Raw genomic sequence first — 24,503 nt, 5'->3', positions numbered from 1 at the left:
TCCACGGCGCTTTTGCTTACTGGCGGCTCCCACTGCGGGGGTAACTACTCCTTGGTAAAGTCGATGGTGGCAATTTTTAGAGTACCGCCTGCCTGTTTCATTTTCACAAACATGCGGTACGCGCCATCTTTCCCGGTGTATTTGCCCACGGCATAGGGCGTGCCTTCATTGCTGCCGCCGTAGTGAATGAAGTCAAAAGAGGCCGGGGAGTGCTTGGCGAAGAAGTCCCGCATCACAAACTCGGCCTGCGTGGCGCTGTAGCTCTGCTTGTCGCCATCAAAGCCCAACTCCACGGTGGGCGCAAAGTACTGAGCCAAATCACGGGAAGAAGAACTGCGGATAGCGGTGCGCACGGGCCCAAAAGCCTCGCCCTGGGCCATGGCCCCGGCGGTTAGCAGCAGGTTGCACACCAGCGCAAGGGCCAAAAAGAATGTACGTTTCATGCTAACAGTATAGGTTCGTCATGCAGGGTGCTAAAATGGTGCCAAGCTGGCGGATTGCCCGGTGGCCGGGCCGGGCGGGTATTTCTCTGCCACCAAGTTAGGCAAAACGTGGGCGTTTCGCCGCATCTGGCCTATCTTTGCCGCTATGAACAAACAGGTATTGCTGGTTATTCTGGACGGCTGGGGGCTGGCGCAGAACAAGGAGGTTTCGGCTATTGATCAGGCACGTACGCCCTTCGTCGACTCTCTGTTTCAGCGCTTCCCGCACAGCAAGTTGCAAGCCTCCGGCGAGGCCGTAGGCTTGCCCGACGGGCAGATGGGTAATTCTGAAGTAGGCCACATGAACATTGGGGCTGGCCGCGTGGTGTACCAGGACCTGGTGCGCATTAATAAAGCCATTCGGGAGCGGAAGCTGGCCGCTATGCCCGCCCTGCTGAAAGCTTTCGAATACGCCCGCCTTAACAACAAGCCCGTGCACCTGATGGGCCTGCTCTCCGATGGCGGGGTGCACTCCCACATCGAGCACCTGAAGGCCCTGTGCACCATTGCCCACGACCAGGACGTGCACAATGTGTTCATTCATGCCTTCACCGATGGCCGCGACACCGACCCCAAGGGTGGGGTGAGCTACGTGAACGACCTGGAGCAGCACCTGCAGCGCGGAGCCAGTGGCCGCATTGCCTCCATTGTGGGCCGCTACTACGCCATGGACCGGGACAACCGCTGGGAGCGGGTAAAGCTGGCCTACGACCTGCTGGTGAACGGCAAGGGCACGCCCTCCCAGAACCTGATCCAGAGCATGCTCGACTCCTATAAAGAGGGCGTGACGGATGAGTTTTTGAAGCCGATTGTGAAAACCGGGGCCGATGGGCAGCCGCTGGCGACCATTCAGGAAGGTGACGTGGTGCTGTGCTTCAACTTCCGCACCGACCGGGGCCGGGAGATTACGCAGGCCCTTACTCAGCAGGATTTTCACGCCTTTCAGATGCACCGCCTGAACCTGCACTACCTCACCATGACCAACTACGACGCCACGTTTACCGGCGTCACCCCCATCTTCGAGAAGGACAACCTGGAGCAGACTTTGGGGGAGGTGCTGGCAGCCAACGGCAAAACCCAGATCCGCATTGCCGAAACCGAGAAGTACCCGCACGTGACGTTCTTCTTCTCGGGCGGCCGGGAGGTGGAGTTTGCCGGGGAGAAACGCATCATGCGCAACTCGCCCAAGGTAGCCACCTACGACCTGCAGCCCGAAATGAGCGCCTACGAGCTGCGCGACGCGCTGGTGCCGGAGCTGCAAGCCAAAACCACCGACTTTGTGGTACTGAACTTCGCCAACACCGATATGGTAGGCCACACCGGCGTGTTTGCGGCCGCCGTGAAAGCCGCCGAGGCAGTGGATGAGTGCGCGAAAGGTGTAATTGAAGCCGCCTTGTCCTCCGACTATGCCTGCATCATCATTGCTGACCACGGCAACGCCGACATGATGATCAACCCCGATGGTTCGCCCAACACGGCCCACACCACCAACCTGGTGCCCTGCATCCTGGCCAGCAACGACTACCAGGGCAGCGTGGCTGATGGCAAGCTGGGCGACATTGCCCCTACGGTACTGCAACTCATGGGCCTTTCCCAACCCGAGGCGATGAGCGGCCAGAGCCTGCTCCGCCCGGAATCTACCCCGAATGCATAAGAACACTGCCGCGCTCCTGGGCGTGTTGCTGGGACTGGCAAGCTGCGGCCCCGGCAACACGGCCACCGTGCGCCCTAATCCAGCCAACCGGAAGCCGGCTTACTTCAATCTGCTCGGCTTCCTGGAGCAGCAAAGCACCTTGCTGGGCCAGCGCCGGCCGGCCGTGGAAAAGCAAGTACTGCTGCGCGACGGCCAGCAGGAAACCACCCGCGTGCAGCCAACCGACTGGACCAAGGAACTACAAATTTTTCAGCAGGCAGACATCAATAAGCCAGCTTTGCGTGGCCTGTACGCCGTTGATTCGGCCACTTTGCCCTCGGGCCTTGTACAGCGCACCTACCGCCGCCAGCCCGGCACCGACCACCCCGTAGAGCAACTTACCGTGGTTAGCCAGGGCAATGTGGTGCAGGATATTACCGCTTCCGTGGCTCAGGATAACCCGCTGGTGTACTCGGCCAAAACCGTGGAACTGCACTGCCAAAATGGCCAACTTGCCAGTTACCGCGTGAACGGCGTGCAGAAGCTGATTCTGTTCGATTCGGTGCGCTACGCGGTGCGGGGGCAGGTGCTGTAGCTTACTCCAGATAAGGCTCAACGTGTACCGTGCTGAGGCGGCCGCTTTGGTATACCATCGAAACGTAATTCGTGCGCTCCGAGTCGCCAATACGCACTTTATCGATGGTACTGGTGGCGGGGCGGTGGGCCGAAGCTAAGCGGGTGCGCAGGCGACGGCCGTAGGCGGGCTCAAAGTTCACAACTACGGCGTCGCGCAGCAGATCCTTTTCCGGAGCGCGATAAAACTGGAATACGTTGCCTTGGTGGCGCACCAGCAGGATGGTATCTATCTGCCCGGCTTCGTAGAGGTTGCGGTACGGTTTGCGCGCTGTTATGTGGCCACCATTCCGGAGTAGGTCCTCCACCGTGGGCTCTTCGCCAAAGGGCTGCCCGGCCAAGGAGTCGTTGGTGAGTCGGACCAGCCGGGTAGCCACGGGCGGAGAAGCAGGCTTGGCGGCGCGCGTAATCTGGGTCGAGGGTTTGCGGTTGGGAGATTTACCCGTTGTTGGCCCCGTACCGACGGCACCCCACCACAGGGCCACGTACAACGTGGCCGCAAGGGCAGCTTTTCCGGTGGCAACTAACAACAAGGCAGGCATGGGGCTTTTTTTCAGCCCTATACGCGAAAGTACGGCCCGCGGCTTGCTGGGCTGCGAATATTTCGCTCAGCCAGTGTACTTTACCCCGCAAATCCGGTTACTGCCCCATCAACGTAGCCAGCACCCAGCGGCGGCCGCCGTGGTTGCGGTGCTCCCCGAGGTAAATTCCCTGCCAGGTGCCCAGTGCCAACTCGCCGCGCGCAATGGGTACCTGCACGGCATGGCCCAGCAGGCTGGCTTTCAGGTGAGCCGGCATATCGTCGGGGCCTTCCAGGGTATGCCTGAAGTACGGGGCGTTTTCGGGGGCCAAGCGGTTGAAGAACTGCTCGAAATCGTGCCGCACGGTGGGGTCGGCGTTTTCATTGATGCTGAGGCTGGCGGAGGTATGCTGAATAAAAAACTGCGCCATACCCACCTGAATCTGCTCCAGCTCGGGCAGCTCGGCCACCAGCAAATCGGTAATCAAATGAAAGCCCCGGCCTACTGCCGGCAGCCGCAACCGTTTCTGAATAAAGTGCATTGTGGGAGAACGAAGGAATGAATGGTAGGATGAAATAGTGGAAAACCTGTCATCCTGAGCGAAGCGAAGGACCTTATCACCCGAATGTAATAAGATCCTTCGCTCCGCTCAGGATGACAGGTTTTCCTTGCCTCCCTACTCTTCCTACGGATTCACCCGCTCGTAGGCCCCAACGTCGGGCGTGGAGCTGTTACGGGGGCGGTTGAGCAGGTCCCGGGTGAGGCCCGGCAGTGGCAGTCCTTTGTTGCTGGCCGGCGAGAGGGTATCCAGCTGGAAGTCCAGCGTTTTGCCTCGGAAGCGTATCGGCGTGCTTTTGAACAGGTAAGCGGGGCCTTCCGTGGGGTTGAGGATATTGTTGTTCTTGCGCTGCCCTAAGGTGCCGGTATTGTCGTAGTCCTTGGTTTTCAGCACGCTATTGCTGATGCTGATAGTACTGGGGTATAACTCTCCGTTGGCAAACGCCAGCTCATTCCCATCCTTGTTGGTGCCCCACACGATGCTATTGCGCATGGTTAGGCGCGGGGCCACAGCCGGCGTAGGCACTCGGTTGACTTCAATAGATGGCGCTAGCAGCACGGAGGGCTTGTCGTGCAGCAGGCGGGGATAGTTGGCCACCGTCACGTAATCCAGCTGGTTCACGTTGCCGATGCCAAACACAGCATATTGCTCACAGTTGGTGATGAGCGTATTGCGCACCACAAAGTCCCCGTATATTCCCAGCAGAGCGGCTCCCTCAATCCCGAAGCCACTGCCCACAGTGGAGATGTTGGTAAACAGGGAGTTTTCGACCAGCACGCTGGGGTGGGGCTGATAGTTGCGGCGGTTGAAGAAGAACAGGCCGTAGTTACTATTCTTGATTTCCGTGAAGCGCACCACATTGTCGCGGCTCAGGGTATCAAACTGGATGCCGCCCCACTGCCCGGGCACTTCGCGGTACTGCTCCTCGCGCCGGTCGCCCTGGAAGCGCACCAAGTTGCGGTCCTCGGGCTTCAGTTCCCCGGTAGGCTGAAAGGCCGGGTTACACAACAGCCGCCCCTGCACCACCAGAAAGGAGCCAGCGTGGGAATAAATCCGGGCCCCGGCTTCAATGGTAAGCGTGGCCCCACGCTCTACTAACACCGAGTTATAAATGACGTGGGGCTTGTCGGAGCGCCAGATGGTGTTGCGCCGGATGCGCTCGGCATCATGGAAATACGCATTCTGCCCGTAGCTCACCACCTTCACCTGCTGCTCATTGCCGTTGGTGCGAAACTTCAGGTCGTCGACTACTAGGAAGGGTTTGAGGTCGGAGGGGGTGGGGTCGATAGTGGCGCGCACCAGCACCAGCAGGCTGTCCTTGCCCCTGATTTCCACGTCGCGGGCCGTGGAGGTGGCGTCGCCGTTGATGAGCAGGCTATACGTGACACCTGGCCGGTTAATTAAGCTGATTTCGGCTACCCGCACGGCCCGGGCATTGCGGTTGTACACCCACAGGCGCTTGCTCACGGTGCCCACCGAGGCGAATACCGTATCAAACTTCACTGTGTCCTCGGCAAACTCCAGCTTGGCGCTGCTATCCGTGGTAATCAGGTCTTCCTTGGGCTCACAGCCAGGCAGCACCACTACCAACGACGAGAGCAACAGAAGAAGCGGGAGTAAAAAACGCATAGATACCAACCTACAGTAAAACGTCATGCTGAGCTTGCCGAAGCATCTTTACCGGTAGTAACTCACTCGTTACAACGAAGCGGTAGAGATGCTTCGGCAAGCTCAGCATGACAAACGTTGATCTGTTCGGATAAATTACACCACGCCTTCCTGCAGGCGCTCGGCGCTTTCGGCAATGCGCAGCTGCTCCACAAACTCGTCGATGTTGCCGTCCATTACCGACGACAGGTTGTACACCGTGAGGCCGATGCGGTGGTCGGTTACGCGGCCCTGGGGGTAGTTGTAGGTGCGAATTTTATCCGACCGGTCGCCGCCGCCAATCATGCTCTTGCGGGTCGCGCCTTCGGCTTCGTTCTTTTTGGCCAGCTCAATTTCGTAGAGGCGGGAACGGAGCACCTGCAGGGCTTTATCGAAGTTTTTGAGCTGGGACTTCTGGTCCTGGCACTGGGCCACGATGCCGGTGGGCAAGTGAGTGAGGCGCACGGCCGAGTAGGTGGTGTTTACCGACTGCCCACCGGGGCCCGACGACATGAACAGGTCTTTGCGCACCTCGTTCATATCAATCTGCACGTCCAGTTCCTCCGCCTCGGGCATTACCACGATGGAGGCTACTGAGGTGTGAATACGGCCCTGGGTTTCGGTAGCCGGCACCCGCTGTACGCGGTGCACACCCGATTCGAACTTGAGCTTGCCGTACACGTCCTCGCCTTTCACGGCCAGAATAATTTCCTTGTAACCGCCCGAGGTGCCCTCGGTGGCATCTACCAGTTCCATTTTCCAGTTCTGCTTTTCAGCGAAGCGCATGTACATGCGCTGCAAGTCGCCGGCAAAAATGGCCGCCTCATCACCTCCGGCCCCGGCCCGGATTTCCATGATGATATCCTTGCTGTCGTTGGGGTCTTTCGGGATGAGCAACTCTTTAATAACGGCTTCCAGACGCTCCTGCTCGGGGTAGAGCAGTTCCAGCTCATCCTTGGCCATCTGGCGGAAGTCCTCGTCCTTCTCGGTGGCAATGACCTCCTTGGCGCCGTCGATATTGGCCAACACGTTCTGGTAGGCCTTGTACTCGGTCACGATTTTGCCGAGGTCTTTGTATTCCTTATTGAGGGCCTTGAAGCGTTTCATGTCGCTCATGGCTTCGGGCTGGGTGAGCTGCTCGCTCACGTCCTCAAAGCGCTGTTGGATGGCCTCCAGTTTATCTAGCATCTTGCCTTCAGAAAATGTATTAGGAGTGCAAAGGTAAGCAAACGCCGCCGAGGATATATACGGCTGATGCTCTTGATACAGAACAGCCTTTTGCCGCCTGTTGCGGCTTACCGCTGTTACCCGTACAGCACCCGTAGAAATCGTAAATATTTCTATATCTAACTGTTGGCCGTTTCAAATAATTCCTACTTTGCAGCCATCAAACCCGCGCTTATGGTCCGGCCTCGTGCTATCCATGCTCTGAACTGCGCACTGCCAATTGCTACAATTGGTACAGGGACAACCGTAACTACAACCCGCTAAGCGGGCCGCGGAACTCCTTTTCACCTTCCACTTCGCAGCCCGCTTCGCCGGTACGCTCCACACAGAGGAGCCGCCGGCCCGAAGCGGGCTTTTTCTTGTCCTTTATGCAGCTGAACGCTATGCAGGTGTTGAAATTCGGGGGCTCGTCGGTGGCGACGGCCGAGAACATGGGTAAAGTGCTGGTACTGGCCGAAGCCGCCGCCCGGCAACGCCCCACAGTGGTAGTAGTATCGGCGCTGGGCGGGGTGACGGATACCCTGATTGCCGCCGGCCACCGCGCCGCCACCGCTGATGCTTCTTACCGGGACCTGTTGCGGGAGCTGGAGCAGCGCCACCTGGAAGCGGTGCGCGGGCTGCTGCCTATTACTGGCCAGAGCGGGGTACTCAGCGTGGTAAAAACGCATTGCAATGAGCTGGAGAGCCTCTGCGACGGAGTATTTGCGCTGGGCGAGCTGTCGGCGCGGACCTTGGACCGGCTGGTGAGCTATGGGGAGTTGCTGTCGTCGCGGCTGCTGGCGGCGGCGCTGGCAGCCCGAGGCACGGCCAACCAGTGGCTGGACAGCCGGCAACTCATCTGCACTGATGCACGCTACGGCCACGCCGCCGTAGATTTTGCCCGCACCAACCCACTGATTCAGGCCGCCGTGACGGGCGAGGTGGCGCTGTACGTGGCGCCCGGCTTCGTGGCCAGCGCCCCCGACGGTAGCACCACTACCCTGGGCCGGGGCGGCTCCGATTACACTGCCGCCATTTTCGCCGGGGCGCTGGGTGCCGAGCGGTTGGAAATCTGGACGGATGTGAGCGGCATGATGACGGCCGACCCACGGCTAGTACGCGCCGCCCGGCCCATTGCCCGCATTAGCTACCAGGAGGCCATGGAGTTGTCGCACTTCGGGGCCAAAGTGCTGTATCCGCCTACTATCCAGCCGGTCATGCGCGCGGGTATTCCGCTCTGGATCAAGAACACGTTTGCCCCCGAGGATGCCGGTACGCTGGTAGAAGTGAGTCCGCCGGCCAACCACGCGTTTGTGCGGGGTATTTCCAGTATCGGGCCCATTTCGTTGCTGCGGCTGGAAGGCAGCGGCATGGTGGGCGTGCCGGGTTTTTCGCGGCGGTTGTTTGCGGCCCTGGCCCGGGAGCAGGTCAACGTCATTCTCATTACCCAAAGCTCCTCGGAACACTCCATTTGCGTGGCTGTGAGCACCCCGGATGCCGACCGGGCCCAGCAGGCCGCCAACCAAGAGTTTACCCACGAAATGAGGGCGGGCCTACTCGACCCGCTGGACCGGGAGGATGAGTTGGCCATTGTGGCCTTGGTAGGGGAGCAGATGAAGAACCACCCTGGTATCAGCGGGCGTCTATTTGGGGCACTGGGGCAGAATGGGGTAAACATTCGGGCCATTGCCCAGGGCTCCTCGGAGAAGAATATTTCGACGGTAATCCGTCAGCAGGACGTGCGCAAGGCTATCAACGTGCTACACGAAACCTTCTTCGAAGCTACCACCCGGCAGGTGAACGTGGTGGTGGCGGGCGTGGGCAACGTGGGCCGCAAGCTGCTGGAGCAATTGCACCGCCAGCAACCCTGGCTGCGCGAGAAGCTGCACCTAAACCTGCGGGTGGTGGGCCTGGCCAACAGCAGGCATTTTGTACTGGCTGAGGAAGGCATTGACCTGGGGGCTTGGGAAACGGCCCTGGATACCGGAAAGCCCCTGAATTTGGAGCAGCTCACGCAGGAAGTACTGGCTCTGAATCTGCGCAACACGGTGTTCGTGGATGTAACGGCCAGCGCCGAAGTGGCGCAGGTGTACGAGCAGCTGCTGACCCGCTCGGTGGCCGTGGTAGCCTGCAACAAGGTGGCCGCTTCCGCGGAGTACCAGCGGTATGCCCGGCTCAAAAGCCTGGCCCAGGAGTTCAACACGCAGTTTCTGTTTGAAACCAACGTGGGCGCAGGTCTGCCCATCATCGGGACGCTGAACGACTTGCTGCGCAGCGGCGACGAGGTGCAGCGCATGCAGGCCGTGCTGTCGGGTACGCTCAACTTCGTGTTCAATAACTACGACGGCACCCGGCCCTTTGCGGAAGTAGTGCGCCAAGCCCAGGCCGAGGGCTACACCGAGCCCGACCCCCGTCTCGACCTGACCGGTGTAGACGTGGCCCGTAAAATCCTGATTTTGGCCCGGGAAGCTGGCTATGCGCTGGAAATGGAAGAGATACAGAACGAATCCTTCCTGCCCGCTGCCTGCCTGGAGGGCGACGTACCGGCCTTCTACGAGCAGCTGGCCGCCCACGAAACTCACTTCCGTAGCCTGTATGATGCGGCGGCGGCTCAGGGACGGAAGTTGCGCTTCGTGGCCAGTTTTGCCGAAGGGCAGGCCCGCGTGGGGCTGGAGAGTGTGGCTCCCGGGCACGATTTGTACAGCTTGCAGGGCAAAGACAACGCCGTGCTCTTCTACACCAACCGCTACGTAGAGCAGCCCTTGGTCATCAAAGGTGCCGGAGCCGGGGCCGAGGTTACGGCCTCCGGCGTATTTGCCGATGTACTGCGGGCCGCGCATTAACCTCACCCCCGGCCCCTCTCCTCGGGGAGAGGGGAGCCAGACGATAGAACCGTTGAACGTCTATCCTTAAAGTAAGGGATGCTAAACGGTAAAATCGTTGAACGCACCCCTCTCCCCGAGGAGAGGGGCCGGGGGTGAGGTCCCCCGACGATGCAGCTTTCTTCCTTCCAGTAGTTTTTACCCGCTAACATGCCGCTTTCCACTGATTCCGTCTCCCTCCTCGCTCCCGCCACTGTGGCCAACGTAGTGTGCGGCTTTGATGTGCTGGGGTTTGCCCTGCGTGAGCCCAACGACGAAATGCACCTGCGCCTGACCGATGAGCCGGGAGTCCGCATTATTAACGAGGATGAGTTTGATCTGCCGACTGAGCCCACCCGCAACGTGGCTGGGGCGGCTTTGCTGGCCATGTTGCGGGTCGCCCCGGAAGTAACGGGCGTGGAGGTGCGCATCCGCAAAACCATCCGGCCGGGGAGCGGCATTGGCAGCAGCGCCGCCAGCGCTGCCGGGGCCGTGGTGGGCCTCAACTACTTACTGGGTAACCAGTTCAGCAAGGCAGAGCTGGTAGGGTTTGCCATGTACGGGGAGGAAGTGGCCTCCGGGGTGCGCCACGCCGACAACATTGCTCCGGCCATTTACGGGGGCGTCACGCTCATCCGGTCCACCATTCCCACGCCTGACGTAGTGCCACTGGATGCCCCGCCCCTGTTCGTGACGGTAGTCCACCCCCAGATTGAGGTCAAAACAGCTGATGCCCGCCGGATACTCAAGCAGGACGTACCGCTACGCGACGCTATCCGGCAGTGGGGCAACGTGGGCGCGCTGGTGGCTGGGTTGTTGAAGCATGATTACGCCCTCATTGGGCGGGCCCTGGAAGACGTGATTATCGAGCCCGTGCGCAGCATCCTGATTCCGGGCTTTGAGCGGGTGAAGGAGGGCAGCCGCGCCGTCGGGGCTTTGGGCGGGGGCATATCCGGCTCCGGCCCCTCCCTATTCATGCTCAGCCAGACCGAAGCCACCGCCCAGGCAGTAGCGGAAGTGATGCGCCGCACCTACGAGCAGCTGGGCCTGGCGCATTTCGTGTACCAAACTACCATCAACCCTACGGGCTGCCAAAATCTGCCGGCCTGAAGTAGGCTGTCGAGACGTGACACTTCGTGTCGCATCGTTGCTGATGCTAAACGCCATGCAGAGCGTAGCGAAGCATCTCGCGTGCTGACGTTGCGATAGTATCAGTCATCAGTATGCGAGATGCTTCGCTACGCTCTGCATGACGTGCTAACCACCTTGAACAACTCCACGAAGGGCCTCGCATCCCCCCACAACTCAACCGATATGCACTACTATAGCCTCAGCCGCCAATCGGAGCCCGTTGATTTCCGGACGGCTACCGTGGCGGGGCAGGCCCCGGATGGGGGTCTGTATTTCCCCGAAACCATTCCGCGCCTCCCGACCGGGTTCCTAGAGCAGCTTCCCCAACTATCTGCCGCTGAAATTGCGCTAACCGTCCTCCGGCCCTACGTAGGCGACACGATACCGGAAGCAGAGCTAGCCCGCATCTGCGCCGAAACCGTGAATTTTCCGCTGCCGGTGGTACCTGTAACGGAGCGTATCAGTGCGCTGGAGCTGTTTCACGGGCCCACGCTGGCATTTAAGGATGTGGGGGCGCGGTTTATGAGCCGCTGTCTGGGTTACTTTTCCCGCCACGAAACCCGGGCCGTAACGGTATTGGTGGCTACCTCCGGCGACACTGGTGGTGCCGTAGCCAGTGGGTTTCTGGGCGTGCCGGGTGTAGAAGTGGTGATACTGTACCCCCAGGGCCGGGTGAGCCCTGTGCAGGAGCAGCAACTCACGGCCCTGGGCCAGAATGTACGGGCCCTAGAGGTGCACGGCAACTTCGACGACTGCCAGCGGCTGGTAAAACAGGCCTTCCGCGACGAGGAGCTACGCCGGCGCCGCCCGCTTACCTCGGCCAACTCCATCAATGTGGCCCGCTGGCTGCCCCAACAGATATATTATCTGGCGGCGCTGGCCCAGTGGCCCCACGCCAAGCCGCCAATAATAGCAGTGCCCAGTGGCAACTTCGGCAACCTGTGCGCCGGGCTGCTGGCCTACACCTCCGGGCTGCCGGTGGCCCACTTCTTGGCGGCCTGCAACCAGAACGATGCGGTGCCCCTCTACCTGCAGTCAGGCCAGTACGCTGCCCAGCCGGCCGTAGCCACCCTCTCCAACGCCATGGACGTGGGTGACCCGAGCAATTTTGGCCGTATTCTGGAGCTGTTTGGGCATCAATATCCGGTGCTGCGTGAGCTGCTGAGCGGTTACTCGGTATCGGATGCGGAAACTACGACTACTATTGCGCGGGTTTTTCGGGAAACCGGCTACGTGCTGGATCCACATGGGGCCGTGGCCTATCATGCGCTGGAAGATTATTTGCGCCAGCACCCGGAACAGCGCGGCATTTTTCTGGAAACCGCCCACCCCGTCAAGTTTCCGGCAGCTGTGGAAACTGCCACTGGCCAAGTAGTGCCTATTCCCGCTGAGCTAGGGGAGCTAATGCAGCAGCCCAAACAAAGCACCCTGCTGGAGCCGGAATACGACGCCTTGCGGGCATATTTGTGGGAGTAAATGCGTTGTCGGCTGTTACGATAATCCATCATGCAGAGGCGCAGCCGAAGCATCTCGCGTGCTGCTGTCTGAATAGCTTGGCAATGTCAGCACGCGAGATTCCTCGTTGCACTCGGAATGACGTCCAGCTACTAATTAGTCTCTTGATTCCTCCCCACCCATGCGCCCACTTTCCCGCTTCCTGCTGCTTCTGCCCCTGCTGGCCGCCTGCCGCCCCGACCAGGTGGAGCACCTCAGCAACACCAAAGAGCTGGCTGTGGAGTCGGCGAACTGGGAGGTGAAGCGCATTATGCCCGCCGATTTGCTCCGGGCCACTCGCTGGGCCGGCGACTCTCTCACGCGCACGGCCGAGCGGGAGCTACGCCAAGTACTAACCCAAAAACTGGCCGAAGGCGGCGTAGCGGCGGCCCTCCCCTACTGCCGGCCCGAAACCCTACCGGCCCCTGATTCGCTGGCCAAGGTCTTGCAGGCTTCCTTGCGCCGCATCAGTAACCGGCCCCGCAACTCGGCAAATAAAGCCCCCATTTCTGCTGCGGAGTTGAATCCCGCCGACACAACCCGCCGCGTAGCCCGGCTCAGTGCTGAAGTATTCACGTATCAACGCCCTTTGGTGCTTAACGACCAGCTCTGCCTGCGCTGCCACGGTACCGTTGGGCAGGATGTTTCGGCCGCCGATTACGCCCTCATTCAGAAGCAATACCCCCAGGATCAGGCCACGGGCTACCAGCTGGGCCAGGCCATGGGCGTGTGGCGTGTGAGCCTGCAGCGCCCCGGCGTGGCTGAGTTCTGGACGATGAAGACGCGCAAGGTGATGAAGAAGCGTAAGCCGCTGTTCTAATTCATGGCGTTTCTACCTACCGAAACCCTTGCCCGGGTGAGACGTGCTGTACGCCGAGGCGAGTATTTTCATACTACTGAAGTACTACTTGGCTTGCCCATTCTGCAGCCTAGAACCAGCAACCCAAACGCGCCGCTTTTCTCCATCACTGGCATTGACGGCATCTTTCCAGAGGAACAATCTGTCATTGGCAGTCTTGTACTGACCCCCGATGCACTTTACCGGGAGGTTGGGAAACAAGCTGACTGCTTGGCGCTATCCAGTACAACCCCGCTCCAATTCCATATAGCAGAGCTGACACTACAAACGCTCAGGACCAGCTTGATTGACATTCCTGTACAAACCGACAACCGGATTCAGGCGGGTTCCTGGCCATCTTGCTTTGTACGGCTACGGCAGCCGCATGAGCAACAGCGTCTTGTGCAGCTGCTGCAGACTTGGTATGAGCAACGTATTCCGCTCAAGGAATCATACCAAGGTCAGCGCACCTTCCTGCTCAACCCGAATATGAGCTACGAGGAAATTCAGGCGTTTAAACAGCGCTACGGCGTCACCCTCTACAACTAACTCCAACCTTACCCACTGTTTTCCAGTTTGCGGTTGATATGACAACTGCTGACTCACCTCAACTACCCATAATTATAGTTGGCGCGGGCATGGCCGGGTTATCCTGCGCCTGCTACCTGCACCGCGCTGGCCGGCCCGTACTGCTACTCGAAGCCGCTGATGCCGTTGGCGGGCGCGTGCGTACTGATATAACGCCGGAGGGCTTTCGGCTTGATCGGGGCTTTCAGGTGCTGCTCACGCGCTACCCCGAGGTGGAGCGCCTCATCGACTACGGCGCCCTGAATCTGCAAGCCTTCCGCTCCGGGGCCGTTATCCGCCTGCCCGATGGCCAGGAAACTACCCTGCAGAATCCCCTGCAACAACCCACGGCTGCGTTTTCAGCGCTTACCTCCCGCATCGGTACCCTGCCAGATAAGCTGCGTATTGTGAGTATGGTGCAGCACGTGCGCCGCTTTACCAGTGAGCAGCTGCTGAGCCGTAATTCCAGCAACCAGTTGTCTACCGTGGACTTACTGCGGCAATACGGCTGGAGTGAGCAAATCATTCAGAACTTCTTCCGCCCGTTTTTTGGGGGCGTGTTTCTGGACCGTAGCCTGAACACCGCAGCCAATTTCTTTGAGTTTGTGTTCAAGCAGTTTGTAGAGGGCGAAGCCGCCATTCCGGCCCTGGGTATGCAGCAGATTCCGGAGCAGCTGGCCGCCCGCCTGCCCGCCGGCAGCCTCCGCCTGCATACGCCCGTACGCTCCATTGAGGGCACCACCGTGCACCTCAAAAGCGGCGAAACCCTGCAGGGCGCGGCAGTAGTAGTGGCCGTTGATGGGGAAGCGGCGGCCCAGTTGCTACCAGCCGCTGTGCCTGCCCCCGTACAGTGGCGGCGCACTACTTGCACCTACTTTGCGGGTCCCGCCTCCCCAACTCGTGCCGATAAGCTGTTGCGCCTGAATTCCTCCCCAACCGCGCTGGTCCACAACGTAGCGTTTCCGTCGGAGGTGGCGCCGGCCTATGCCCCGGCCGGGCAGCGGCTGATATCCGTCAGCACGCACGGAGAGCATGGTCTGGCTGAGGCCGACCTGACGGCCCGGCTACGGCAGGAGCTAACCGAGTGGTTCGGGCCGGCAGCGGCCCGGTGGCAGCATCTGCGCACCTACGATATTCCGTACGCCCTGCCTGTATACCCCGCCGGGCAGGCAGCACGTCAAACGCTCAAACTCTCAAATGGCCAGTACCGCTGCGGCGACTACGCGGCTTATCCTTCGCTCAATGCCGCCCTGGCTTCCGGCCGCGAGGTAGCGGACATGATTCTGAGCGCGTAACTTTTCCCCTTTTGCACACCGCAACGGGCGACCCGCCCTACTGCCGGGCCGCCCGTTGCGGTGTTATGCGTTGAAATCCAGCTCCACCTGCACGGGGCAGTGGTCGGAATGCACCACGTCGTGCAGCATGTCGGCGTGGCGAATATGTGGTGCCAGGGCATTGTCAACCAGCAGATGGTCGATGCGCCAGCCTACGTTGCGGGCCCGGGCCCCGGCCCGGTAGGTCCACCAGGAGTACCGGTCCGGCACGGGGCCGTGGTGGTGGCGGAAGGAATCAGTGAAACCATCGGCCAGAAAATCCCGGAACCACTGCCGCTCCTCAGGCGTGAAGCCGGGGCTGTTCTGGTTGGTTTTAGGGTTGCGCAGGTCTATTTCGGTCTGGCAGCAGTTATAGTCGCCGGCAATAACCAATGGGGCTACCCCGGCGGCTTGCAGTTCCCGCACATAGCGCCTGAAAAAGTGCAGCCACTCTACCTTGAATGCCTGCCGCTCCGGCCCGCTGGTACCCGAGGGCATGTAGGTGTTCAGCACCGAGCAGTGGGCAAAATCCAGCCGCAGCACCCGGCCTTCCTCATCGTAGCAACTCTGCCCGCAGCCCTCCACCACCGCCAGCGGCTTTTCCAGGCTGAACGTGGCCACGCCGCTGTACCCCGGTTTCTGGGCCGGGTGCAGGTAGGCGTGGTAGCCCAGGCGCGTCAGCGCCGACACATCCAGCGGCTCCCGCCCGGCCTTAATTTCCTGCACGCACAGCACATCCGGCCTGGTTTGCGCTACCCAGTCCGCCAGGCCCTTACTGAGGGCTGAGCGGAGGCCGTTGAGGTTGTAGGATATGATGTCCACTTAGTCTTCCTGCGAATCGAAATACTCCAGAATGTGCCATTTGAGCATACGCTCCTGCTCTTTGAGGTTGGCAAACGGCAACGGCTGCAGCAGGCGGTAGTGGGGCCAGCCTTCCTCATCCACCCGCTCCAGCTCATAAAAGCCCGAGAAGCTGAACAGCCGGCAGGTGGCAATATGCATAAGGTCCTGCTTCTGCTCCTTGGTAAACGGGCCGGCCCCCTGCCCCAGTTCCTGCACGCCAATCAGCAGCAGCAGAGCATTCATATCGGGCTTTTTACCGAAGCGGGCGCGCATCTCGTTCATCAGCTCCCACCAGCGCTGCTCAAACTGGGCTTCGGTTTCCTGCGGGTCCAGCATGGCTTAGGCTTCGTGCAGATGCTCGGGCGCGGGCGAGGCGGCCTCCTCTTTCAGCGCCTCCCAGTACTCCACGGCCCGGCGGAAGTGCGGAATTACAATGCTGCCCCCAATGAGGTTGGCAATGGCAAACACCTCGTACACTTCCTCGTCGGTGAGCTTCTCCTCAAAGCACTTGCCCAGGTGATACTTGATGCAGTCGTCGCAGCGCAGCACCATGGAGCAAGCCAGGCCCACAATTTCTTTGGTCTTGACGTTGAGGGCGCCTTCCTGGTAGGTATTGGTGTCGAGGTTGAAAAACCGCTTGATGACTTTGTTATCGGCCGCCAGGATTTTTTCATTCATCCGCTGGCGGTAGTCGTTGAATTCTGCAACGAGGCTCATAGGGCAGGCAAGTAACCGTGAAAAACAACTCCCGGAGCTATTCCGGAAGTCGGGTTTAAACCTTAAAATTAGGGAGAAGTTTGCCGCCTTTCAGGTGCACGCCGCTATTCTGTGACTTTATCCATTACCAACTATGCCCTTGCCCGCTCTGCTCTCCGATTTTGTGAGCCTACTGTTTCCCCAAGTGTGCCTGGCCTGCGAGGATGTGCTAGCCCGGGGCGAGGAACATATGTGCACCACCTGCCGGGCTCAGCTCCCCTACACCGACTATCACCGCCTGCCCTCGGAGCAAAACCCTTTGGCCCGGCGGTTCTGGGGTCGCCTGCCCATTCAGCATACACTCAGCTACCTGCGGTTTCAGAAGCACGGCCGGGTGCAACACTTGCTCCACCAGCTCAAGTACCGTGGGCAGCAGGAAGTAGGCCGGGTGCTGGGCCGCTGGTACGGACAGGAACTCCACGAAACCAGCCTCCACCCCGCCCCCGACTTGGTGGTGCCCGTGCCGCTCCACGCCCGCAAGCTGGCCGAGCGCGGCTACAACCAAGCCGATAGCTTTGCCGAGGGCCTGGCCCTGGGCCTACAAATTCCGTGGGCGGCCGAAGCGCTCAGTCGTACCACTTATACCAAGTCCCAGACTCAAAAAAACCGCATCCAACGCTGGCAGAATGTGGAAACCGTGTTTGCCGTGGCCCAGCCTGACCTCATCCAGCAGAAACACGTGCTATTAGTCGATGATGTACTAACTACCGGCGCTACCCTCGAAGCCTGCGCTCAGGCCTTGCTGGCCGCCGGAGCCGCTTACGTTAGTATCGCCACCATTGCCACCGCCGACCGGTAGTTACGCCAGGCAACACTCGGCGTATCGCACGGTACTCAAAAAGCCAAAAGGCCACCTCGTTTGAGGTGGCCTTTTGGCTTGTAGAACGAATCCGCGAAATTCACTGAATCCGTTTAAATCTGTGATTAACGGTTTGAGCCGGCGTTAATCATAGCGCAACGGAAACCGATGGTTGCCGTGGCTGAGTCCTCAGCCATGAAGCGCCGCGTACCGGGCGAGAGCCAGTAGGCTACATCGCGCCACGAGCCGCCTTTGTACACGCGTACGTGGTCATCGATAAGCGACTGGTAGCCTTTCTTGTCGTATTTCTCCGTGGGGTCCAGGAAGCCGTTCCGACGGAAGGGGTTCAGATCCTCCACGTCCTCGTAGGAAAGCGGACGGTAGATATCCTGCACCCACTCGTTCACGTTACCCGACATATTGTACAGGCCGTAGTCGTTGGGTGGGTAGTTGTAGATATACTCCGTGATCATGGCACCGTCGTTCAGCGAGCCGGCAATACCAGCGTAGTCACCACGGCCGCGCTTGAAGTTGGCCAGGAACTGACCCATGCCTTTACCATAGGGGTTCCGCACTTGGCGGCCATCCCAGGGATAAATACGCTTGTTCTCCTGGTTCTCGTTGCCAGTTTCCTGGGTGCCGATGAGCGCCTGAGCGGCGTACTCCCATTCAGCCTCTGTAGGCAGGCGATAGTTGGGCAGGGTGTTGCCATTCTCGATGGCAATCTTGGTGCCGCCGCCGTCCTCAGAAGTGCCTTCAGCCGCGTCGCCGCTGTCGCCTTTCTTCTTCTTTTTCTTGCCAAACAGGCCACCGCCGCTGCTGCTGCCGCTGTCACCATCTTCACCCGCCAGACGCTCGTTTACTTTCGAGGTCCGCCACGTGCAGTAATCGTTGGCCTGCAGCCAGCTTACACCCACTACGGGGAAGTAGCGGAAGCCGGGGTAACGCAGGTAGTAGTCTACGTACGGGTCGTTGAACGACAACTCGCGGGCCCACACCGTCGTGTCGGGCAGAGCCGACTGGTAGAACTCCTCGGAGGAGTCTTTGCGCACGTAGTGCAGGTATTCCAGCCAGTGGATGTTGGCCACCTCGGCCTCATCCATGTAGAAGGATGCCAGCGTTACTGTACGCTCCAGGTTGTCGTGGGTCATGGCAATGTCCTCTTCGGCGGAGCCCAGCACGGTGCGGCCACCTTCGATAAACACCAGACCGGGACCATCCGGGATACCCTGATAATCAGACACCTTCATGCCTTCCTCGGTATTGTACTCAATGCCCGTGGTGGAGCTGTACTTACCGGGTTTGGTAGCCGTGGGCGGACCGCCCTTACAAGCGGCCAGTGCGCAGGCTCCCACTACAGCAAAGCGCAGGTACTTGGAAAAATTCATGATCAAGTTGAAACTACCTGTGAGAAAAGCGTTTAGACAAGGCAAGTCGGCTGCAATAATACAAAATTTTAGAAGGCGGGGCAAGGAATTGTCGGGTAATTCCGGCGTTTTAGCCGGCGCCAGGCCGCTTCCAGCGAATCGAACTCCCGCAGAGCCAGCGAAATTTCGTGCGCTCCACTCAAATCGGCGCTGAACTGGCTGAGGCTCATATCGTAGCTGTACCCCAGCCGAAAGCTGCCCATACTGACCCCGGCAATAGCCGCTAGCACCTGCTGAGGCCGCCCGGTACCAGGCAGTGGAACACCCCGATACACAGCTCCCACCGTGAGGGGCGTAGCCGTAAAGTACAAACCAGCTTCTGCGCGCTGGGAGCCCCCTTGCCGGGTATAGCTCACGGTGGGAGTCAGACTGATTTCCTTGGGCTGCTGCTTAACGGTTGTCCGCACAAAGTATACCTTATAGCCTCCTTGCAGATTAAGCCGCAGAGGCAGTGTGGCTTGCGTAACGAAACCAAGAGTCGGCTGGTTCACGTGGTGGGCGGCAGCACCTACCCAAAACTGCTCCGTGTAGAGCAACCCACCTACTCCGGCCGTTACGTAGTGCACCGGCTTGTAGTCGGCTACCTCCAGGCTAAGGTCCCGTACAACACCATCATCAGAAAGCTGGTCGCCAAAGACCAGGTTGCCATAGCTAACGCGCTGCAGCCCGTAGCTGACCGAGGCCCCGCCGCTCAGATTCAAGTATTCATTCAAGCGCACGTGGTAGGCGTACACCCCGCCGGCCTGAAAGCGAGTATAGCCCACGCTGCCGGTTCGGTCGTGGTTTACCAGCAAACCAGCGGCGCTGTGCTGGTCCCGAAACCGATAATCGGCGGCCAGTTGGCTGGTTTGGAACGTGCCGGCTAGCGTAGGGAACTGGTTACGGTAGCTCAGCGTGATGCTGTAATCATCGAGCAGGCCGGCGTAAGCCGGATTCAGCTGCATGCGGTTGGCGTAAGGCTGCGCGAAGTACAAGTCCTGCGCGCTGGCCGAAGCCGCCGCTACCCATAGCGCTGGGAGCAGCCAGTGCTTCCGGGAGCAGAGCCGTTGAGGGCAAAGACGATATCTGGCGCGAGAAACCCACATAAGCTGCCTGACTAACGGCTGACGACCGTATTTTGGTACGTGCCCGCCACCTGATCTGGGCCTAAAATGGCATTTTCTTTCCTGATTCTCGGCACTATCCGCCGCATTTGCCGCGTTCAAGCAACTTTGGGCACGCTTTTTTACTCCAGCTGCCAAGGGCCCGTGGGGGTTTCTCCTACTTTTACCTTAGCTGCCTGATGTGCTGGCAGCTCTGCTCCGGCACCAGCCTGCTGGTTTTTGATCCTCCTTTTCCTCCTTACTCTTATGCGTAGATTCTTTGTCGGACTGCTGATTTTCCTGGTCATTCTGGTGGCGGGGCTGGCCTTGGCACCGGTGCTGTTCAAGGACAAGATCAAGGCGGCTTTTGATAAGCAGTTGGCCCAGCGCGTACGGGCCAACGTGGAGTATGATCCCGCCAACGTGGACGTGACTTTGCTCAGCTCATTTCCGGATTTGGCGCTACGGCTCAACCAGCTGCGCGTGATTGGGCAGGATTCCTTCGCCCGGGATACATTGGCTTACTTGCCCGAAGTGCGGGTGGGCCTGGATGTAATGAGTGTACTCAGCGGCAGCCAGATCAAAATCAAAAATGTGGTGCTGGAGCAGCCCGACATCCATGTGCGGGTGCTGAAAAGTGGTCGGGCCAATTGGGACGTGTACGTATCAGACTCGGTGGCTGCGGCCAAGGGCCAGGATACCACGGCGGTTAACCTAGCCATCCAGGGCTGGAAAATCAATAACGGCCGCCTGCGCTACGACGACCAGAGCATCCCGTTCGGTATGCAGCTGCGGGGTGTAAACCACTCCGGCTCCGGCGACTTCGCCCGCAACATCTTCGATATGGTGAGCCAGACTACCGCCGAGAGCTTCTCCATGCAGTACGCGGGCACGGAATACATAACCAACAAAAAGCTCGACGCCGACGTGACCATGGCCATGAACCTGGAGAAGATGCTCTTCACCTTCAAGGATAACCAGGTGAAGTTGAACGACTTCCCGGCATCCTTCCAGGGCTCCATCGGCCTGCCCAACGCCACCGACATCACCTACGACCTAACGTTCAAGGCCCTCGAAACCGACTTCAAGAACATTCTGAGCCTAGTACCGGGCGCGTACACCAGCCAGTTCAAGGACATCAACGCGGCCGGTAAGGTGGCGTTTGATGGCTATTTTAAGGGCGTGCAGAATGCCGTAAAAATGCCCGGCTACGGCGTGAACCTGCAGGTAAAGAATGCCAGCTTCAAGTATCCGCAGTTGCCCCAGCAGGCGCGCAACATCAACGTGGATATGGTGGTGGATAACCCTTCGGGCTTTACCAACAACATTAAGGTAAATGTGAAGCAATTCCACCTCGACCTGGGTACCAACCCCATCGACGGCAATGTGGCTATTGATGGGCTGGAGCCAATGAAGGTGGATGGCCGGGTAAAAGCCAACGTGGACCTGGCTGAGATGATGAAAGTGTACCCCGTGCAGGATTTGCTGCTGCGCGGCAAGCTGTTCGTGGATGGCACGGCCAAGGGCGTCTACTCGAAAACCCAGATGCCCGTGGTGCAGGCCAAAATGAACCTGACCAATGGCTACGTCAAGAGCAAGCAGTTCCCGGCCCCCATCGAAAACCTCACCCTCAACGGCACCGTCACCAACCCCACCGGCCAGCTCAACGATACCCGTGTAAGTATTCCCCAGTTCCGGATGCTGCTGGACGGGGAGCCCTTGGAAGGCCGGGTGGCCACCCAGGGCGTGGACAAGATGGCCTTCGACGCTGATGTGAAAGGCACCGTGGACCTAACTAAGCTCACCCGCATTTTTCCCCTGCAGGGTATGACCGTTACCGGCCGCCTCAACGGGAATGTGGCCGCCAAAGGCAACATGGCCGACATTGAAGCTGGCCGCTACCAAACCGTAGTTGCCTCTGGTACCGTTAACGCCCAGAACATCACGTATAAGAGCACCGACCTGCCTCAGGGTATGAAAGTAGCCCGGGCAACGGCTACGTTCAACAACAACCAGATTGCCCTGCAGAATATGACCGGCGCTGTCGGCTCCTCCGATGTTGCGGCTTCCGGCACGCTGTCCAACTATATGGGTTACCTGTTTACGCCCGGCCAACCGCTACGCGGCAACCTCACGGTGAACAGCTCCCGCTTCAACGTGAACGAGTGGATGGTGGATGAGGTAAGCGGGCAAACCACTGCCACCGGGGACACCGCCCCCGCCACGGCCCAGGGCGTACTACAAATTCCCCAGTTTCTTGATCTGACGCTGAACTCCACCGTTGGGCAGGTAGTGTATGACAATCTAAAGCTGGATAATGTAAAGGGCACCGTAGTAGTGCGTGATGAGGCGGCTACGCTGTCTAACCTGACCTTTAATACCCTGGGCGGCTCTTTCGCCACCAACGGCAGCTACAGCAGCAAGAATTTAGCTCACCCCAAGTTCAACTTCGGCCTCAACATCAAGAACCTGAACTTCCAGAACGCCTTTAAAGCGTTCAGCTCAGTTAAGGCGCTTATTCCGCTGGCTTCGCAGGTGGAAGGCGTTTTCTCCACCAACTTCAACGTGAGCGGGGAAATGGGCGCGGACATGATGCCGGTGTACAGCACCCTGACGGGTAAAGGCCTGTTTGAAATTGTGCGGGCCGCCGTAGGCAACTCCTCCGCCCTCACCCAAATCAGCAACTTAACCCAACTGCAGGAACTCAAGCGCTTGGTAGTGGAGAATAAGGATGTGGCGGCCGAAATGCTCAACGGCAACTTTATCGTCAAGCCCTTCGATTTCACAGTAGGCCAAATCAAAATGACGGTCGGCGGCTCCAGCAACGTTAGCGGCAACTTGGAGTATATAACGGCGCTCAACGTGCCCACTGGCCAAATAGGCAACCAGCTCAACTCGAAGCTGACGCAGTTAACCGGTGTGCAAAACCTGAAAGGTACCGACCGAGTAACGCTGGGCCTCAACATTGGCGGTACTATGAAGAACCCTGTTGTGAAGCTTACCACTGGCAGCGTAAAAGCGCAGGCCAAGGACTTGGTGCAAAACATCGTACAAGCCAAGGTAGATGATGCCAAACTGAAGCTCCAGGCCCAAGCCAAAGTCGCCCAAGACAGCATACAGCGAGAATTGCAGCGCAAACAGCAAGAGCTAACGCTAAAGGCCCAGCAAGAAATAGAAAAGAAACGTCTGGAAGCGCAGGCCAAATTGCAGGATAAAGCCAAACAAGGTCTTAATAACCTCATCTTCGGCAAACCCAAAACCCAACCGGCCAAGCCCGTTGAGCAACCCAAAGCGCCAGCGGAAGAACTAAAACCTGCCCCTAAAGTAGATACTACCAGCTCAGGGCAATAGAACTATAAAAAGGTAGTCACACCGGCAAATTGGCCGGCTTCTTGCCCGATAAAAGCAGCTGGTTGTGTATATAGCGCACCAGCTGCTTTTTCTTCCCACTCTTACACCATATTATGTTGCTCCGCCCTTTTCTCTACACAGCTCTCCTAGCGGCCCCAGTGTACTTTGCTAGCTGCAGTAAAGACAGCGACTCATCGGATAGTGCTAAGCTAGAGGTTCGCCTTATGGATGCCCCTGGCGACTTCCGCTCCGTTGTGCTCGATGTACGGCAGCTTGAGGTGCACACCAAAGAAGCTAGTTCTACTGAAGGCTGGTACACTCTCCCTTTCCAAACCCAAGCCATCAATGTGATGGAGTATGTGAATGGGAAGTCAGCCTTACTTACAAACGCAGATTTTTCGCCCGGCACCCTCACGGAGGTTCGCCTCTTGCTTGGCCCCGACAACTACGTTATCGGCCGCGACGGACAGCGCTATGATCTAAAAACCCCAAGTGGGCAAAGCTCCGGAGTTAAACTCAAACTCGATAACGTGACCTTGCGTGACCGGGAAACGTATCAACTCCTCCTCGATTTCGATGTAGCCAAATCCATTGTAGAGCGAGGAAACTGGAAGCCCAATAATGATAAGAAAGAGCGTTATTTGCTCAAACCGGTCATTCGGGTAGTTGCCCAAGATATCCGGGGTGGCTTACGGGGCACCGTAACTCCTGCTGCTGCGCTGCCTCAAATCCTGGCAATTCGCTCCTCTATTACGGTAGCAGATACCTTTAGTACATCGGCTGATGCGTCCGGCAGTTTTCAATTGGGAGGTCTGCCCTCCGGCACATACCGAGTTGAGTTTTATCCTAGCACTAACGCTCCATCGGGCCAGGCTGCCTACAAGAATATCATCCGCAGCAATGTCACCGTTGTAAATGACCAAACAACTGATATCGGCCAGACCAGCCTAAACTAAAACGTAGACTAATAATGGAGAAGCCCTACTTAGATATCTAAGTAGGGCTTCTCCATTATTAGTCAAGGGTAAGCTGCTACGAGCAGTTATTAGTCTACTCTCTTACTACTCGTTTGTTTATAGCCAGTTATGATACGGTATAGTAACCCTATCTTCTCCAGCAACGCTTGAAGTGTAACAGCCGGGCCGGTGCTAGGAAACTATGTAGCTGCTCAACAACCTCAGCTAGACTATTTACTGCCTAGCTTGCTCAGCGAACAAACGACTCTAGCCACCAAGCAAGGCAAGTAGCAGCGCAACCTAACAGTCGGCCCCTACTTACCCGTCACCGAGTCCCCGTAACAGGTAGACGAATGGCCTGCGGCAAGGCGGGTTTCTGCCAGGAAGCGTTTGGCCCGGGTCCG

At 58.8% G+C, this 24,503-nt stretch carries 21 protein-coding genes; 11 read left to right on the top strand and 10 right to left on the bottom strand.

The genetic code is table 11. The annotated features are described in order from the left end of the window. Window positions 1-44 precede the first annotated feature (44 nt). On the bottom strand, window positions 45-443 hold the full coding sequence (locus tag ABIB60_RS21905) for a DUF4783 domain-containing protein (protein ID WP_354582469.1): 399 nt from the start codon (window positions 441-443) through the stop codon (window positions 45-47). A 145-nt stretch (window positions 444-588) separates the two neighbouring features. Here ABIB60_RS21905 and gpmI point away from each other — a divergent pair, with 145 nt between their 5' ends. Then, entirely contained in the window at window positions 589-2,136 is a 1,548-nt protein-coding gene (gene gpmI, locus ABIB60_RS21900; RefSeq protein ID WP_354582468.1) for a 2,3-bisphosphoglycerate-independent phosphoglycerate mutase, read from the top strand. Beyond that, on the top strand, window positions 2,129-2,710 hold the full coding sequence (locus tag ABIB60_RS21895) for a type 1 periplasmic-binding domain-containing protein (RefSeq protein WP_354582467.1): 582 nt from the start codon (window positions 2,129-2,131) through the stop codon (window positions 2,708-2,710). Before gpmI ends, ABIB60_RS21895 begins: the two co-directional genes overlap by 8 nt. A 1-nt stretch (window position 2,711) precedes the next feature. Here the strand turns inward: ABIB60_RS21895 and ABIB60_RS21890 are convergent, their stop codons facing one another. The 4 genes from ABIB60_RS21890 to prfA form a co-directional block, all read right to left on the bottom strand. Beyond that, on the bottom strand, window positions 2,712-3,290 hold the full coding sequence (locus ABIB60_RS21890; protein ID WP_354582466.1) for a hypothetical protein: 579 nt from the start codon (window positions 3,288-3,290) through the stop codon (window positions 2,712-2,714). Between the two features lie 97 nt (window positions 3,291-3,387). Then, the gene (locus tag ABIB60_RS21885) at window positions 3,388-3,810 is read right to left on the bottom strand and encodes a secondary thiamine-phosphate synthase enzyme YjbQ (RefSeq protein ID WP_354582465.1); all 423 of its coding nucleotides are present in this window, start codon (window positions 3,808-3,810) and stop codon (window positions 3,388-3,390) included. Between the two features lie 144 nt (window positions 3,811-3,954). After that, on the bottom strand, window positions 3,955-5,457 hold the full coding sequence (locus ABIB60_RS21880; protein ID WP_354582464.1) for a hypothetical protein: 1,503 nt from the start codon (window positions 5,455-5,457) through the stop codon (window positions 3,955-3,957). Between the two features lie 135 nt (window positions 5,458-5,592). Beyond that, on the bottom strand, window positions 5,593-6,663 hold the full coding sequence (gene prfA / locus ABIB60_RS21875; RefSeq protein WP_354582463.1) for a peptide chain release factor 1: 1,071 nt from the start codon (window positions 6,661-6,663) through the stop codon (window positions 5,593-5,595). 407 nt (window positions 6,664-7,070) lie between these two features. On the opposite strand from prfA, the gene thrA reads away from it, so the two are divergent. The 6 genes from thrA to ABIB60_RS21845 all read left to right on the top strand — a co-directional run bounded on the left by thrA (window position 7,071) and on the right by ABIB60_RS21845 (window position 14,867). Further along, a complete protein-coding gene (gene thrA / locus ABIB60_RS21870; RefSeq protein ID WP_354582462.1) occupies window positions 7,071-9,524 on the top strand; it encodes a bifunctional aspartate kinase/homoserine dehydrogenase I in 2,454 nt (817 codons plus the stop codon). Between the two features lie 189 nt (window positions 9,525-9,713). After that, the gene (locus ABIB60_RS21865; protein ID WP_354582461.1) at window positions 9,714-10,652 is read left to right on the top strand and encodes a homoserine kinase; all 939 of its coding nucleotides are present in this window, start codon (window positions 9,714-9,716) and stop codon (window positions 10,650-10,652) included. 120 nt (window positions 10,653-10,772) lie between these two features. Next, complete coding sequence (thrC, locus tag ABIB60_RS21860) at window positions 10,773-12,149, top strand: threonine synthase (protein ID WP_354582460.1); 1,377 nt, start codon at window positions 10,773-10,775, stop codon at window positions 12,147-12,149. Window positions 12,150-12,309: 160 nt separating this feature from the next. After that, window positions 12,310-12,987 carry a c-type heme family protein gene (locus ABIB60_RS21855; protein WP_354582459.1) on the top strand — a complete coding sequence of 226 codons (678 nt, stop codon included), beginning with the start codon at window positions 12,310-12,312 and terminating at the stop codon, window positions 12,985-12,987. A gap of 3 nt (window positions 12,988-12,990) precedes the next feature. Next, complete coding sequence (locus ABIB60_RS21850) at window positions 12,991-13,554, top strand: hypothetical protein (RefSeq protein ID WP_354582458.1); 564 nt, start codon at window positions 12,991-12,993, stop codon at window positions 13,552-13,554. Window positions 13,555-13,592: 38 nt separating this feature from the next. Beyond that, window positions 13,593-14,867: a protoporphyrinogen/coproporphyrinogen oxidase gene (locus tag ABIB60_RS21845; RefSeq protein WP_354582457.1), complete on the top strand. Its 1,275-nt coding sequence runs from the start codon at window positions 13,593-13,595 to the stop codon at window positions 14,865-14,867. Window positions 14,868-14,930: 63 nt separating this feature from the next. Here ABIB60_RS21845 and ABIB60_RS21840 read toward each other — a convergent pair whose 3' ends face one another. The 3 genes from ABIB60_RS21840 to ABIB60_RS21830 are packed head-to-tail and all read right to left on the bottom strand — an operon-like array spanning window position 14,931 to window position 16,445. Beyond that, window positions 14,931-15,707: an exodeoxyribonuclease III gene (locus ABIB60_RS21840; RefSeq protein ID WP_354582456.1), complete on the bottom strand. Its 777-nt coding sequence runs from the start codon at window positions 15,705-15,707 to the stop codon at window positions 14,931-14,933. Continuing rightward, the gene (locus tag ABIB60_RS21835; protein WP_315998075.1) at window positions 15,708-16,064 is read right to left on the bottom strand and encodes a hypothetical protein; all 357 of its coding nucleotides are present in this window, start codon (window positions 16,062-16,064) and stop codon (window positions 15,708-15,710) included. Window positions 16,065-16,067: 3 nt separating this feature from the next. Further along, window positions 16,068-16,445 (bottom strand): carboxymuconolactone decarboxylase family protein, encoded by a 378-nt coding sequence (locus ABIB60_RS21830; protein ID WP_354582455.1) that lies wholly within the window; start codon window positions 16,443-16,445, stop codon window positions 16,068-16,070. Between the two features lie 133 nt (window positions 16,446-16,578). Between ABIB60_RS21830 and ABIB60_RS21825 the strand changes: the two genes are divergently transcribed. Then, window positions 16,579-17,283, top strand: a complete 705-nt coding sequence (locus ABIB60_RS21825) for a ComF family protein (RefSeq protein ID WP_354582454.1) — start codon at window positions 16,579-16,581, stop codon at window positions 17,281-17,283. 125 nt (window positions 17,284-17,408) lie between these two features. On the opposite strand, the gene ABIB60_RS21820 is transcribed toward ABIB60_RS21825, so the two are convergent. Both ABIB60_RS21820 and ABIB60_RS21815 read right to left on the bottom strand, forming a co-directional pair. After that, on the bottom strand, window positions 17,409-18,671 hold the full coding sequence (locus ABIB60_RS21820) for an SUMF1/EgtB/PvdO family nonheme iron enzyme (RefSeq protein WP_315998073.1): 1,263 nt from the start codon (window positions 18,669-18,671) through the stop codon (window positions 17,409-17,411). Window positions 18,672-18,739: 68 nt separating this feature from the next. After that, the gene (locus tag ABIB60_RS21815) at window positions 18,740-19,795 is read right to left on the bottom strand and encodes a PorP/SprF family type IX secretion system membrane protein (protein WP_354582453.1); all 1,056 of its coding nucleotides are present in this window, start codon (window positions 19,793-19,795) and stop codon (window positions 18,740-18,742) included. A 264-nt stretch (window positions 19,796-20,059) separates the two neighbouring features. On the opposite strand from ABIB60_RS21815, the gene ABIB60_RS21810 reads away from it, so the two are divergent. After that, window positions 20,060-23,143, top strand: coding sequence for an AsmA family protein (locus ABIB60_RS21810; RefSeq protein ID WP_354582452.1), 3,084 nt, complete (start codon window positions 20,060-20,062; stop codon window positions 23,141-23,143). Between the two features lie 113 nt (window positions 23,144-23,256). After that, a complete protein-coding gene (locus ABIB60_RS21805) occupies window positions 23,257-24,099 on the top strand; it encodes a DUF4382 domain-containing protein (RefSeq protein WP_354582451.1) in 843 nt (280 codons plus the stop codon). Window positions 24,100-24,503: the final 404 nt, after the last annotated feature.

It is taken from the genome of Hymenobacter sp. UYP22 (genome assembly GCF_040547285.1).
Lineage (GTDB): Bacteria > Bacteroidota > Bacteroidia > Cytophagales > Hymenobacteraceae > Hymenobacter.
This window is presented reverse-complemented; position numbering and strand designations above follow the sequence as displayed.